The organism is Hahella sp. NS-SX17 (genome assembly GCF_057367735.1).
The window spans coordinates 7,079,559-7,093,272 of sequence record NZ_CM170632.1 but is presented as its reverse complement, the minus strand read 5'-3'; the positions used below and the strand labels follow the sequence as shown (position 1 = coordinate 7,093,272).

General features: G+C 42.8%; 12 protein-coding genes and 2 pseudogenes. 7 read left to right on the top strand and 7 right to left on the bottom strand.

Features of this window, described 5'->3' with window-relative positions:
• Nucleotides 1-337: 337 nt before the first annotated feature.
• The 4 genes and pseudogenes from AC2IBB_RS31935 to AC2IBB_RS31920 all read right to left on the bottom strand — a co-directional run.
• A pseudogene (locus tag AC2IBB_RS31935) lies at nt 338-1,114 on the bottom strand (recombinase family protein); the annotation flags it as partial.
• 47 nt (nt 1,115-1,161) lie between these two features.
• Nucleotides 1,162-1,668: a hypothetical protein gene (locus AC2IBB_RS31930; RefSeq protein WP_486330661.1), complete on the bottom strand. Its 507-nt coding sequence runs from the start codon at nt 1,666-1,668 to the stop codon at nt 1,162-1,164.
• Nucleotides 1,669-1,673: 5 nt separating this feature from the next.
• Nucleotides 1,674-1,847, bottom strand: a complete 174-nt coding sequence (locus AC2IBB_RS31925; protein WP_486334018.1) for a hypothetical protein — start codon at nt 1,845-1,847, stop codon at nt 1,674-1,676.
• A gap of 48 nt (nt 1,848-1,895) precedes the next feature.
• Nucleotides 1,896-2,006 (bottom strand): annotated as a pseudogene (locus AC2IBB_RS31920) (helix-turn-helix domain-containing protein); the annotation flags it as partial.
• A gap of 539 nt (nt 2,007-2,545) precedes the next feature.
• On the opposite strand from AC2IBB_RS31920, the gene AC2IBB_RS31915 reads away from it, so the two are divergent.
• The gene (locus tag AC2IBB_RS31915; RefSeq protein ID WP_486330660.1) at nt 2,546-4,042 is read left to right on the top strand and encodes a DUF6119 family protein; all 1,497 of its coding nucleotides are present in this window, start codon (nt 2,546-2,548) and stop codon (nt 4,040-4,042) included.
• A gap of 55 nt (nt 4,043-4,097) precedes the next feature.
• Here AC2IBB_RS31915 and AC2IBB_RS31910 read toward each other — a convergent pair whose 3' ends face one another.
• The 3 genes from AC2IBB_RS31910 to AC2IBB_RS31900 form a co-directional block, all read right to left on the bottom strand.
• Nucleotides 4,098-4,790 carry a DNA-processing protein DprA gene (locus AC2IBB_RS31910; RefSeq protein ID WP_486330659.1) on the bottom strand — a complete coding sequence of 231 codons (693 nt, stop codon included), beginning with the start codon at nt 4,788-4,790 and terminating at the stop codon, nt 4,098-4,100.
• Between the two features lie 6 nt (nt 4,791-4,796).
• Entirely contained in the window at nt 4,797-5,309 is a 513-nt protein-coding gene (locus tag AC2IBB_RS31905) for a hypothetical protein (protein WP_486330658.1), read from the bottom strand.
• Between the two features lie 198 nt (nt 5,310-5,507).
• Entirely contained in the window at nt 5,508-6,833 is a 1,326-nt protein-coding gene (locus AC2IBB_RS31900; protein ID WP_486330657.1) for a hypothetical protein, read from the bottom strand.
• Nucleotides 6,834-7,179: 346 nt separating this feature from the next.
• Between AC2IBB_RS31900 and AC2IBB_RS31895 the strand changes: the two genes are divergently transcribed.
• The 6 genes from AC2IBB_RS31895 (at nt 7,180) to AC2IBB_RS31870 (ending at nt 13,543) form a co-directional block, all read left to right on the top strand.
• Nucleotides 7,180-8,778, top strand: coding sequence for a recombinase family protein (locus tag AC2IBB_RS31895; protein WP_486330656.1), 1,599 nt, complete (start codon nt 7,180-7,182; stop codon nt 8,776-8,778).
• Nucleotides 8,779-8,965: 187 nt separating this feature from the next.
• Nucleotides 8,966-9,442, top strand: a complete 477-nt coding sequence (locus AC2IBB_RS31890) for a Panacea domain-containing protein (RefSeq protein ID WP_486330655.1) — start codon at nt 8,966-8,968, stop codon at nt 9,440-9,442.
• Nucleotides 9,443-9,646: 204 nt separating this feature from the next.
• Complete coding sequence (locus AC2IBB_RS31885) at nt 9,647-9,952, top strand: hypothetical protein (protein ID WP_486330654.1); 306 nt, start codon at nt 9,647-9,649, stop codon at nt 9,950-9,952.
• Nucleotides 9,953-10,113: 161 nt separating this feature from the next.
• A complete protein-coding gene (locus tag AC2IBB_RS31880) occupies nt 10,114-10,584 on the top strand; it encodes a hypothetical protein (protein ID WP_486330653.1) in 471 nt (156 codons plus the stop codon).
• 377 nt (nt 10,585-10,961) lie between these two features.
• Entirely contained in the window at nt 10,962-12,530 is a 1,569-nt protein-coding gene (locus AC2IBB_RS31875) for an ATP-dependent nuclease (protein WP_486330652.1), read from the top strand.
• Entirely contained in the window at nt 12,515-13,543 is a 1,029-nt protein-coding gene (locus AC2IBB_RS31870; protein WP_486330651.1) for a UvrD-helicase domain-containing protein, read from the top strand. Before AC2IBB_RS31875 ends, AC2IBB_RS31870 begins: the two co-directional genes overlap by 16 nt.
• Nucleotides 13,544-13,714: the final 171 nt, after the last annotated feature.

Genomic DNA, 13,714 nt, shown 5'->3' with positions numbered 1-13,714 from the left:
CACGCTCTTTTTGGAGGACTATAAGCACGTCCTCTTTCGCTGCAATACTGTTTGAGAATGATGAGAGATGGTGCTCGATTTCATTCGGTGAACAGAAGAAGTCACGCAACTGTTCGTGGAAGATGGTCTCTAGGTCTTCGGTTGGTATCTTGTTTCTGCACTTCGCGCAGATGTATTTCGGACTGTTTGATGGGACGTACATTTTTGAACCGCATTCACAATAGGTGCGGCCTGCAAACAGGTGTCGTACCCGTTTAGCGATAGGTCTGGTTCCTTTGCGTGTCGAGAGTATTGCGTTGCACTCCTCCCATACTTCTTCAGACACAATAGCGGGCACTTCATGGAATACCCACTCATGCTCTGGCTTGTGTGTCCAGGCTTTGGTTGAGTTTGTGGATTTTGTGTAGTTGGCGCGACGCATGCCTTTTGCGGTGGGATCTTCAATGAGACGACCTACCGTTGTGTCTGAGAATTTAGCTCCCTTTCTAGTGCGGTATCCGCGTTCGTTCAGTATCCGTGCAACGGTCTTCTTCCGCTTATGCTCCCGGAACAGTTCATACATGAGTTTCCGTACTGGAGCTTCGTCGGGGTGGGGGGTGAGCCTGCCATCCTCCCATTGATACCCAAATGTCGCTTGGCCGCCGAGTGGCTTGCCCATTTTGGCGCGAATGGGTACGGACGCAGAAACGCGCTCTGCTATCTCCTCTCGCTCCCACTGCGCCATTGCGGCAATCATGGTGTAGAAGAGACGGCCTGCGGGTGTTGATGTGTCTATGGATTCGGCAAGCGATATGAGATCCGCACCACAATCACGAAACACCTCGGCAAACTCAAGAAGTTCGCGGGTGTTGCGTGCGAGGCGAGCGAGCTTGGAAAAGATGAGGCCCGTTATGTGTCCGGTCTTGATATCGGCAAGCATCCGCTTTGTCTCTGGATACTCCTTAACGGTCTTCCCTGAAAGGGCGTCGAGACGATATACCTCAACAACCTCCCACTCCTTTGCCTCGGCATATAGACGACCGCGCCGCTCATGGTGCTCTGGACTTTCTCCTTTTACCTGATCCTCGGTAGAGACACGAATCCATATCCCTACTCTCTTATGCGCTGTCCGCATGATGTACCTCCGCTATTTCTATGAGGTTTGTTGGAAAGTGTAGCTGATTAGTTTTCTAGCCTAATCGTGCGCCCGCGCTCTGTATGGAGGTACACGAGCGCGAGAGATGCTGCGTCGAAAAGCCCTTGTGCGTATGGCTCGGTATGCCATACAAGGCGTTTGCGGGGCATACGGGGCTTTAGAGCGGGGAAGGTGGCCACGATGACATGGTTCATCTGGTGCTTGTTCGAAGCGTTGGCAGCTTTAAACGTCTGCTGGATATCTTTGCGTGCATATCGATGCGCTGGGATGCTTTGACGCGTCGCGAACTGTATAGCTGATTGGTATGCAGTCCATACCCATTTGGAGCGTGGTGCCCCTTTTTGTTCTGTGACGAGGGTATCTGGTTTGTACTGCGCTATAAGCGTGCGAGTGATTTTTCGTATCTTTGCCGCATCTCGTTTTTGCACTGTTTTGGTGCCCCAGTCATGCGGGGTAGTTCCAAGCAGGAACACGAAAGAAACTCCTCGCCGGGTGATATACAGGGCGAGTGTTGCTGATTTCTGGTTGGTCATAGGAACTACGCGTCAGTTGTTTCTAATGTCTCAACCTGCTCCTTGGCATGCATGAGGAACGCATGTTTTTCTGTTTGTTTGCAGTCGCTATTCTTCGTGCAGGTTGTCCGCATGAGTTCAATATCTTCCCAGAGTCCGTTGAGTGTGCGGCTCCAGGTGGTTGGAATGAGTTTCTGCATCGGCACTCCGAACAAAATACGGAAGCGTAGTAGCTGATCTAATCGGGGAATTCGTTTTCCTCGCTCGACTCGGGAGAGCTGTGAGCGACTTCTAAAGCCAAGCAGGCTCGCAAATTCCTTTTGGGTAAAGCCATTGCTGCGACGGTAGTACCGGAGCATGTCTTTGGGGGTTCTCTTTGGCATAGGGGATGGGTAGTTATTGATAAATGCCTTGTTCGTCGCTGTGTGCGAATGAACGGGGAGATTTTGGCATGGGGGATACGATTCTATGAGACGCAAAAATGTGCGGTGGGCGCACATCTGAAAACCAGGAAAATTCTGCCTGTATATAAGCAGAATATGTGGACGGGGTTGTCTTGCACTACTGTCTATGGATCAAAGCGCTACGTATTGCTGTGAGAGTGTGAATGGCGAGTGCTTTGATACCTTCACAGTATCATAAGTTACTTTTAATAAACGCTTTTTATTCACAAGAAGGGTAATAGGGACTCATAGATTTGTCCTACCTTCTCAAAATCTATTCTGCACTCTTGAAAGGAAGCGAGGTGAATAGAGTGAGTGATACTTCAGGGACGAATCGTAGCTTATGGCAAATTTTCTGAATGCTTCATCTGCTGAGCCCGCCCTTCCTTGCGGTATGCTATAACTGTACTAAAATTGAAGCTGGTTAGGCCAATATGTTAAGGATAACCTAAGATATGAAATTAAATATTTTTAAAATCCCTAGTGACAAGATCTCTGATGTTAAGGAGAAATTTAATTCGCCTAGTCTTGGCCTTGAAATAATAGGGAGTGAGGAAACTGATAGGAGTAGTTCCTCGTTCTATTTCTCGACTCATCCGTCGCAAAAACCAATATCTTGGGTTGAAACATTTTCAGATTATTTTGAAGAGGGTGCGCCAGAAAATCAAATATACTTTGGTTGCTACCTTTGGGAAAATGACAATCATTGTTTTGCGCTCAGCTATGGTAAGTGTCATTTTTACTTGAGACAGTTCTGCGATCATGACTTTGGCACACATATGGCAAAACGGATCGCAAACGAAAAGGATATAAGGCAGAAGTCTTCTAAAAAATTTGCGGGAAAAAAGAAAAAGGAGATTAAAAGCTATACAAAAAATAGTCGCCTAGATACTGAAAGTGGAGAATCAATAGATTATATCCAAGCTTCGATAATAGATGATCATAGGGAAACGTTTGGTAAAAGCGGAAAATTTGGAGCTTCGATGCTGCTCTGCATGGATATTGATAAAGATGGACTGGAAGAGTTCTTTGAAAGCTTGATATCTGCTATCGACTTGCCAGAGAATTTTTCACTTCCTCGCACAACTATAATTAATAATACAGCTAAGAGTAGGAAGTTTGAGAAGATTCTCTCTGAAGAAATTTGCAATGTTGGAGAGAATACTGACTTTACAAATAATTCCCATGAGTTAGTGGGCGTGGATTTTGTTTTTTCGGGGCAAGAGGTATATAGGTTTAAATACCATGGCGTTGAGTCTAAGGTGTTTGATGAGCTAACAATTGAAAATTTGAGAGAATATATTTCCTCGGAGAAAATTCCTGTTGAAGATGTTTTAAGTGTTATGGTTTTAGTCGAGAAAGATGAGTCGATATGTTATAGGAGGCAAGTGAAGGAATCGCTTGACTATATTGTTGAAGATCATAATGTGATCCTGTCGCAAGGGAATTGGATGGAGTTTAACGAAGATTATCTTTCTCAGCTTGATGAGTATATTGATAGAATAGAAATAGAGTCTACAGAGAGTGAATTGTATGAAGTTGATAAAATGGAGGAGGATAAGTTTAATAAGAATACTGTGGCGTATGGATATCAAAATGCTGACAAAGACTTTTCAAAGATAAAAGTAGAACCGGGTACGCCAGTTGAAGCGTGGGATCTGCAGAAGGGGGATGTAGTTTACGCGGTCAAAGTGGGAACACCCCAGAAGATTGGATATGTGTGTGATCAGTCCATAAATACACTTGAATTGATTAATAAAAAATCAAATCTCAGAAAGTTAAGAATTACATTAAAATCATACTGTCTATGGCTGATTCTCGAAAGGAAGACGCGAATAGAAAAGTTAAGTGACATAGGGTCGATAATTTTTAAGCAAAAAGTGGAGTCATGGGCAAGGAAATGTTCCGACTTTGGTGTCGTACCAAAGGTGAAAATAAGTTACGTTAAATGATGGGGGCTTTTGTCTGGAGAAAAATAATTCAAAAGCAGGCGTACCTATAATGTTCTCAATAAGGAGTGGGAAGTGATTGCACCAGAAGTTCATAATCTTTTCTCGACATTAACGGCGTCGCTCCCATATCTCTCACCATCATTTCAGGGCCAGCGCTATTGAGTCCGAATGGGTTTCCTGGCTGCGGAACCACGGCGAATAATGGATGTTTCTCTTGAACGCAGAATTTAGCGTGCGTCGTTGTACCGCTCTTAACATCCGACTCAATAATTACTGAGCAGGCAGAAAGCCCTACCTGAATTCTATTCCTCGGTACAAAGTATTGCCGTGCGGGTGGGGTACCTTCAGGATGCTCTGAAACCCACAATCCGCCAGACTCAAGAATAGCGTCACCCAATCCTGCGTTTTGTCGTGGAGTGGCTATGTGCAATCCGCTCGCGAGAACAGCAATGGTGCGGCCTCCTGCATTCAAGCAACCTTGATGGGCGGCGGCGTCTATACCAAGCGCTAACCCGCTCACAACAATTGCGCCTTTGCTGACCGCATAAGCCGCAACCCGCTTTGTAATCTCCAGGCCGTTTGCCGTGGCGTTTCTCGTGCCGACTATCGCTATCCCTGGTGCCTCGTATAACAGATCAAGATTCCCTCTGGCGTATAGAGTCGCCGGAGGGTTCGCAATGCTTTTGAGGTGTCTGGGGTATTCTGACGAGTTACGTGGTATGGCGACAACACCAAACTTTTTATGCATAGGGATTTATGTTCTTGCTGTCTTAGCGAGGGCTATTGCCCCTGTAATCTTCTTGGCATTTGCCTGTTGTAATAGCTGAATTGCGGCTTTGAAGCTATTTCCTGTCGTAGTGACGTCATCCAGTACCAATATCTCTGTCGCTGGAGACTGTATAGCGTTGATCAGGCTTGGTTCAACCGCCATGGTGCGCAAGTGTACGCTTAAATCCCTACTGCCTCCAGCGTGTGATTTTTCCTTGGTCTCAATTCGATTAAACAAATTCTGTTCCAAATTGAGTATCTGGAACTGGCTGGAGATATTGCGGAGCACGTGTGCAAAGCCTTGGCTTTGCGATCCCTTTTCTGATGGCGGGACTACTGCAACATAAAACGGCGTCGTTGCAAGAGACGTGCGTGCAAGGAAATAGGAGAGTGCTTTGGTGAAATACTGAATTGCGTTTTGCTTAGCGTCTTTAAAATCTAAGATGAGGCGGCTGAAGTCACCGTGGTTCGATGAGCGGATTGGGTAGTATTCGCTCATGGAGAATACGGGGACTCCGCTTTCGTGATACTTTGGTATTTTGACCTGATTCCAGTCTAGTCGAGTGCCATTCACTCTCAGGCTCCTTCTGTAAAATTAACGGTATGCGTTAATAAAGCGATATTGCCAGCAAGAACCCGTCATGGCAGTTATATGAAATTGTGGTTAGGTTGCGTGAAGTAGTGGTACCTGTTCAGCTCATATACGGTCTGAGGTGGCGCTATCTTTTCCAATCCCATACCGCACGCAAAGTCCATGCACCTGCTCCTTTACCTTTTCAGTAACCGGTATCACAAACACTCCATGCCGCTTGTATGTCGGCAGGTATAGACGAGTGCGCACCAAGCTTCCCACATACCGCGAGGTGATAGGACGATCAATATCTGCATCATGCTTTTCGATGAAGGCTACGGTAAGTTGCTGGATCGGGATGTCCTGTTCTGTGTACATGAATGAAGCCAGGATAGGTAAGAGCATTGCTTCATGTGACCGTGAGCGAAGACTTTGAATGCGCTCGTCCATTACGCAGCCAACGTCGAGAATGTGATCCTTCGTTTCCTCATCTTGGGCAAGCGAAAGCAGCGGCAATAGCATTTGTTGCGTTCGAGCAGAGAGTGTTGGATGTGATGTGCTGTATGCGGCAGTATGGCCGGAAGTTGCGGCCTGCATGTTCCGGAATCTATACATTAGCAGCATGTTGCGGAGTTCCTTTGCCTCGTCTTTGTATGTGTTGGGGAGACTGATAGGGATATCTAGCCGAAGCGGGCGTGTGCCCATTTCTTCAGTGATAAAACGAGACTCAAGCGCTTCGTCACTAAAGTTGCGTCGCATGGCTACGATCTTAGGACCGAAGACAGAGAACGCACGCGGATTGTACTCATTATCCTTGTTCACGATTGTTCGCAGCACTGGCAGTCCACGTGACGTACCGTTGTTAAATATCTTCACGATATCGCTGCGCTCATCTGAATAACGAAAGTCTGTCTCGTCGAAAACCAGCGAACCGCGAAAGAGATCCAGTGTGTGAAAAAGCGGGGATAGGGTAGATGCACCGCTGGCGAAAAAAGGTTTGTATAGAATGCTTCCTAGGACTTGTAGCGCTCGGGTCTTTCCACTCCCAAAATCGCCGCGAAAACGCAGATACGGGACTTCATTGAATGCGTCACTCACCCAAGAAAGAAGCACATAGACGGGCGCAATAGAGCGGAATTGATCGGAAAGATGCACATAACGGTCTATGTACGACCGGATTGCGTCGATTAACTGTTTAGTTGTTCCGTACTCCTTTGCTCGCTCAGGCAGCAATATAGCTTTGTGGCGAATAAGGTTATTGCTTCCCTTGATCGGAGCGAGCGTCTCGCCATTCGGCAAGGATAGAGATTCTTGATAGGTAACTTGGCTGCCGTCCCATATTGCAAGTTCGGTATGCCGCTCGCTTGGTCGGTACACCATCTCAACCATGCCCCCGTCGCTTAGACGACGAGATACGATGGGCTCTGACTTCTTCTTTTTACTTTCACTCATGCGGCAGATGGTATCGCTTGGGGCGAAAACAAATAGACGGGTAAAGGTGCGCGTGCTGCACCTACATTCCGCTTTTGAGACTGCCTATTCATATACAACATGCCTCCATGCAAAGAAAACGAGATACATACATTTCACCGTTGGTCGAAATGCGTATGCCAGACGCATCATTAGAGGATAAGCAAGCCGCCCAAGAGAAGCTGTGGGCGTTCTTAGAGGCGCTTATTCAAATACATTCCCGTGTATTGGAAAGCGAACGAGCAGAGCTTGATGGACAAGGGGACATGGGGACGAAGCATGACAATACTCCATAATTTGATAGGCTTTATCTATAACCACTATACCTATGAGGAAATACTACGCATATATACGGGTTTCTACCCAGAGGCAGGGAGAGAAAGGCTCATCGCTCCAAGAACAACGAGCGGCTATTGAGGCGTTTGCAAAGCGAGAGAATCTGAGCATTGTTGAATGGTTCGAGGAGCGAGAGACAGCTGCAAAACGAGGCCGAACACTGTTTCAGAAGATGTTCCGCGCACTTAAGAGAGGTCGAGCCCATGGCGTCATCATGCACAAGATTGACCGCGGTGCCCGCAATCTCCGCGACTGGTCTGACCTCGGAATGCTCATCGACCAAGGTGTAGAAATTCATTTTGCCAATGAAAATCTTGATCTCAATTCTCGTGGTGGACGTTTGTCTGCGGATATCCAGGCGGTGGTTGCAGCTGATTACATTCGAAACCTTAGAGAAGAAGTACTTAAGGGGTTATACGGGCGGCTTAAACAGGGCTTTTATCCACGACGTGCGCCGCTTGGATACCTCGATAACGGATCAGGACAACGAAAGACAATTTGTCCTGATCGAGGGCCATTAGTTCGAACGGCATTTGAACTGTATGCAACTGGTAACTACTCTCTAGAATCATTGAGAGATGCCTTAACTGATCTTGGATTAACAACCCGTAGTGATAGAGCTATAACGGTAAGCAATGTTGCTGTTATGTTGCATAATCCTTTTTACTACGGGCTCATTCACATAAAAAAGACTGGTGAGACGTTTCTGGGGAATCATGACCCAATAGTATCCAAGGCGCTTTTTGAACGTGTCCAGGAAGTTAGAAGGAAGCCAATAAAAGTTAAGACAGCTAAACGGTGTTCATATGTGCTTCAGCGTATGATGCGGTGTTTGAGGTGCGAGAGAGCGCTCACCGGAGAAACCCAAAAGCGAAACAAATATTACCGATGCCATTCTCGCTCATGCCATGGAACTTCATTTAGAGAAGATAAGTTCGTCCAAGCCGTTGTGAACTTTTTCCTGACGGCATCTATAGATAAGTCTATCTTAAAGCTCATTTCCGAAATGCTTGAGATTATGAAAACTGACTTTCAACAAAGCGTTGAAGATATGACAAAGAGTCTAACGTTTGCTCTCAAGAAGTTAAAAGACCGCGAGGAACGATTAACCGATGCGTATCTTGACCGTGTAATAGATCGAGAAACCTATGTGGCCCGCAAGGAGTCATTACTCAATGAGCAGATCGAAATTGAGGAACAGATGCAAGGAATGCAGGAAAACTCCCTCTATGATCAAAGAGCGCAAGAATTTTATCAACTTATAGAGAGTCTGAAAAAGCTGCCCAATTTGAAGATTCCAGATGAAATCCGAAATCTTCTAAAACGGGCAATTTCGAACATCTCCGTATACGGAAAATGCTTTGAAATTACTTGGGATTTTCCTGTTAGAGCTATATTTTCAGTCCCTAATTTCCTTTACAGCGGGGCACACAATGGCCAATGTCGAACATTCACCAGTCACGAGCCCGGTTGTAATTGTAAGATTCCCCAAAGCAATACAGAAAAGATCGTCTGGTCAAAGGAACATGCACGAGCAGTTGCTCGTGCGGTACTGATGGGGGAGGAGGGGTATGGGCAGGAAGAAGTGTAGAAGGATGTAATACAACATCCCCACTTCCCCTTGTCTTTTTGGTTTGTATGACACATTTTTTATAAGAAGTAAATTGTAACCATCAATGCAGTATGGAATAGTCATTCGACTATATGAAATCACGATTGTATATATCGTTATACACAATCGTTATTTTTATCTTTGTTAGCAATGTTAATATTTTTGTATGGATACAAAGCAGCTTCAAGTACTTACGTACTTAGTAGATAAAAATCCCGAGTCTTCTGTCACTGTCTTAATGAAGCTGGTTTATTTGATTGATCTGGTAAGTGTCCAGAAATATAATTCTGCAATCACAGGCTATAATTATAAAAGGTATCACTTTGGTCCTTTTGATAGCACTATATATGCTGATATCGAAACCTTGACTTCTAGTAAATCACTCATTGTTCCATGCTCAGCCTATTCTCCTTCAGGTAACGAATATATAACTTATTCGTTGTCTGAAGATGTAAAAACGGATTACAGTTTACTTAGTGATCGAGATAAGGAAGTGATTAATGAAGTTTTAGAGAGTGTGAAAGGGTATGGTGCTAGAGCGTTGACTGAAATTGCTTACAAAACTAAACCAATGCTCAATCTCGGTGCCACTTTAGGTGGAAATGAAAACTTAAATACGGAACTTAATCTTAATGCTGTATAAATGTTTCCTCCGCAGGTACTACTCTCGAGAATTCAGCCAAGATATCTATATAGAGATGAGAAATCTGTTGAAGATTTTACTGGTGTCAAAAAGAGGAAGTATAAGGTACATATTAGTAAGCTTTTTTCGGAAGTATTGGATATATACGTATTTGTTCCAAGTACTACGAGAGAGTCTGCTTGTAAGAAGGAACTTACTCTCAAAATGAGTGGTAAGGATTGGTTGGATCGAGATCATGGTTTTACTGGTGAACTTGATAGTTACTTTAATATTAAAAAAACCGAAGCACTTTCATCTGATGACCTGTTAGAAAAAATGAATGATTCTGAAAACAAATTTCTAAGTGTTGCTCTGATGCCTGATAGTGCTTTTGAGACATTAATTCATATAAGAGAAACGAGTCACTCTGAATATCAGAAGGTGAGCACTAAAACAAAAGAAATATTTGATGCTGCATTAGACCAAATTGAATTGAGCGAGTCCGTTTTAAGGAGATTGGGTCTTGGTTAAGAATAAATCATGGAATATTAAAAAAACTAATAGGAATCGGTGTTTTTTGCACATAAATATTCTTTACGTTTGACGAGGTGTTAATGATTATGAGAATGTAAGTGTTTATTTAAGTAATATTGATTTATAAAAATATGGCTACTGTGAAAGAGTTGCAGGATATGATTTCTTCTTTGAAAGAACAGATCGTTCACCTGACTGGTTCAGATACTGCAAGAATATACTTTAATTCAGAAGTAAAGAAACATTCTTCATGGCAAGTGTGGATGTGGTTTGCGGGAGCTATGGGATTTGCTGGATGGGCTTTATATCTTCTTAATAATTTTGATCAACAAGGTGGATTAAAAATTCAAAATATCGCTATACATATTTCAGAGATTGGTATTATTTTATCTCTTGCAACCTATTTCCTTCGGCAATTCTCAAATCATCGCTATCTTGCTTCTTTGTACGAATTTAAAGAGGTTGCAATGAATACTACACATCAGCTCCTTAACATACATCCAACTGATAAAAAGATATTAACTGTATTATCGTATGCTCTCCCGGTTATTTATTCGGAGCCTTTTAAAAAGAATAATTTACTAGAGGCTAACACTGAGCAGTTATTGAAATTACCGAAAGTGGAATAGGTTCGAACATTTATAAATATCAAAAACACCAAGCAATTGCTTGGTGTTTTCGTGTAAAGGGGCAATTTTGTGCGCATAGCGCACCTAAGGGCGGGGCACACAATGGCCAATGTCGAACATTCACCAGTCACGAGCCTGGTTGTAACTGCAAGATTCCTCAAAGCAATACAGAAAAGATCGTCTGGTCAAAGGAGCGCGCGCAAGCAGTTGCACGTGCGGTACTGATGGGGAGAGAGGAGTGTGAGCGGGAAGAGGAGAAGTATAGGGAGATGTGACACAACGTCCCCACGTCCCCACATCCTATCGCCGATAACGGAATTGAGCTATTCTTATATGTGTGTTTGTATAATGTATATTTGGCGTAAAATGGAATTGTCATGGTATATATTGAAAAGATAAAACTCTTCAACTTTAAGAGATTTTATAGTTTTGAATACATCGCCCGAGAAAAACGAAATATTCTTATTGGAGACAATGAGGCAGGAAAAAGCTCTATACTGCAAGCTGTAGACCTTGTTCTAACAGGAAACAAATCTAAAGTTGAAAATTTGGGGCTTGAATCATTGTTTCATAGAAGTGCTACGAAGACCTTTCTTGAAGGTGATAAGAACTTAGACGAACTCCCAGTATTAACTGTTGAGATATATTTGAACGCTCATGGGAAATATATTCTAGATGGCAGAAATAATACCGATGAAAGAGTTTGTCATGGTTTGAAGTTGGTCTGCAGCCCTATGATTGATGAATATGGTTCTGAGATTAAAGAAGCTCTAGAACAAGAAGACGCACTTTTTCCGTACGAATACTACAGTATAAAGTTCTCTACTTTCTCTGGGGAATCATATACTCAGAATAGAAAGTTTCTGCGACATCTATTAATAGACAGTTCATTAATTGGTACTGAATATGCTACTCGGTACTATACCAATTCGTTGTATGAAGCCAGCACAAATATCGCTCAGCGTCATAAGACAAACCATGCCTATAGGCGTAGCAAATCTGGGTTCACTGAAAGCTCATTAGAAGAAATTAATGCAACTCTCTCTGGGATAAAGTTTGATGTAAAGAATGATAGTAAATCTAACCTAGAGCAGGATCTAGTGATAACGGAAAGTGGAATTCCAATATCACAAAGAGGTAAAGGTAGTCAGTGTTTTATCAAGACTGATTTTGCATTGAGACAGCGAGCTGGAGCTGATCCTATCGATTTGATTCTAATTGAGGAGCCAGAAAACCATCTTAGTCACTTGAATATGAAGCGATTAATTAATCGTATTGAGGAGGCAACGCGAACTCAAATTATAATAGCAACGCACAGTAGTAACGTATGCTCTCGTTTGGATTTGCATAATGCATCTTTATTAAGTGCATCATCAAATGTACCGGTATCATTAAAAGATTTGCCAAATGATACTGCAAATTATTTTATTAAGGCTCCGAACAATAAAATATTAGAGTTTATCCTGTCTAAAAGGGTTGTTTTAGTAGAAGGTGATGCTGAATTCATTCTTATGGAAGGGATGTATGAGAAGCTCTTTGGTGAAGAGCCTGAGAAGTCAAATGTTCATGTAATTTCTGTTGGAGGTACAAGCTTTAAACGCTACCTTGATCTGGCAAAACTACTGGGGATAAGAGTCGCTGTTATCAGAGACAATGATGGGGACTATCAGAAGAATTGTATCGAAAACTATGAGGCTTATGTAGGAGACGATATTCGGATATTTTCTGATGAAAACAATGACAGAGCAACACTTGAGGTGTGTCTATACGGAGACAATGAGAGGTTGTGCGAAAGTCTATTCTCCCCAGGTCGGCGTACTCTCACAGTTTCTCAATATATGCTCGACAATAAGTCGGATGCAGCGTTAAAGATATTAGAGGAGGGAATGGAGGATTTAGAAGTACCTGAGTATATTTCGCAGGCATTATCATGGATAAGAGAATAATCCTCGCAGTTGCTGGGTCTGGCAAGACCAGCTACATAATAGATAATCTCTCTTTGGAGAAGAGATTTTTAATTGTCACCTATACTGATAATAACTTTAACCATCTGAGACGCAGAGTTATTGATAGGTTTGGTAGTATGCCGGAGAATATTACTATTCTTACTTACTTCACCTTTCTTTACTCTTTTTGCTATAAACCATTCTTATACGATACCTATGCTGCAAAAGGGATTAATTGGGATTTTCCGCCAGCGTCTACATTAAAGCTGCCACGAGATGCTAGAAAGTTCTATGTGGATAATCATGGACGCTTGTATAGCAATAGAATAGCCAAGTTAGTAGAGCAAGAAGGTGTGCATGATAATATCAAACTCAGATTGGAAAAATATTTCGACCAGCTATTCGTTGATGAGGTACAGGATTTCGGTGGGCATGACTTCAATCTTTTAAAAGTACTATGTACAGCGGAGGTTAATGTTTGCTTAGTTGGAGACTTCTATCAACACACTTTTGACACAAGTAGGGACGGAAGAGTCAATCAAACACTCCACAATGACCTTGAAACCTACAAGAAGCATTTTTCTGATATAGGAGTGAGATCTGACCAAGGAACCCTTTCAAATAGCTATAGATGTACCCCTGAAGTGTGTGAGTTTATTAGAAATAATATTGGTATTGATATAAGTTCTGAAAAAAAAGACTCCTCAGGAGTTTCTCTTATTGATGATTTCGAAGAAATTAAAAGAATATTTTATGACGACAATATCATAAAACTTTTTTATAAAAACCACTCAAAATATCCATGTGTTTCTCAGAACTGGGGGAAATCTAAAGGCCTTGATCACTATCAAGACGTTTGTGTAGTGCTGTATAAAAAGGCCGCTGAGGAGTTTAGGAACGGCACTCTGAATAAATTGCAACCATCAAGCAAGAATAAGTTGTACGTTGCGTGTACTAGGGCGAATAATAATCTTTACTTTATTAAAGAAGAGGACCTTAAGAATGTCACTTAGGGGAAATTCAAATAGCTCTATTTGGACATGTGAAAGTAGCTTCTCGTGCAGTGTTTTTGGGAGGAATGAATTCAAACATAAGGAAGATAGGTATATAGAGAGATGTGATACGGTGTGCTCACCTATTTAAGTCCTGAATATTATACTAAAATACAATTAATAGGCGCGTCT

Coding starts and splice junctions, on each gene's coding strand:
- AC2IBB_RS31930 (WP_486330661.1), bottom strand. CDS start 1,668: ATGACCAACCAGAAATCAGCAACACTCGCCCTGTATATCACCCGGCGA.
- AC2IBB_RS31925 (WP_486334018.1), bottom strand. CDS start 1,847: ATGCAGAAACTCATTCCAACCACCTGGAGCCGCACACTCAACGGACTC.
- AC2IBB_RS31915 (WP_486330660.1), top strand. CDS start 2,546: ATGAAATTAAATATTTTTAAAATCCCTAGTGACAAGATCTCTGATGTT.
- AC2IBB_RS31910 (WP_486330659.1), bottom strand. CDS start 4,790: ATGCATAAAAAGTTTGGTGTTGTCGCCATACCACGTAACTCGTCAGAA.
- AC2IBB_RS31905 (WP_486330658.1), bottom strand. CDS start 5,309: ATGAGCGAATACTACCCAATCCGCTCATCGAACCACGGTGACTTCAGC.
- AC2IBB_RS31900 (WP_486330657.1), bottom strand. CDS start 6,833: ATGAGTGAAAGTAAAAAGAAGAAGTCAGAGCCCATCGTATCTCGTCGT.
- AC2IBB_RS31895 (WP_486330656.1), top strand. CDS start 7,180: ATGAGGAAATACTACGCATATATACGGGTTTCTACCCAGAGGCAGGGA.
- AC2IBB_RS31890 (WP_486330655.1), top strand. CDS start 8,966: ATGGATACAAAGCAGCTTCAAGTACTTACGTACTTAGTAGATAAAAAT.
- AC2IBB_RS31885 (WP_486330654.1), top strand. CDS start 9,647: ATGAGTGGTAAGGATTGGTTGGATCGAGATCATGGTTTTACTGGTGAA.
- AC2IBB_RS31880 (WP_486330653.1), top strand. CDS start 10,114: ATGATTTCTTCTTTGAAAGAACAGATCGTTCACCTGACTGGTTCAGAT.
- AC2IBB_RS31875 (WP_486330652.1), top strand. CDS start 10,962: ATGGTATATATTGAAAAGATAAAACTCTTCAACTTTAAGAGATTTTAT.
- AC2IBB_RS31870 (WP_486330651.1), top strand. CDS start 12,515: ATGGATAAGAGAATAATCCTCGCAGTTGCTGGGTCTGGCAAGACCAGC.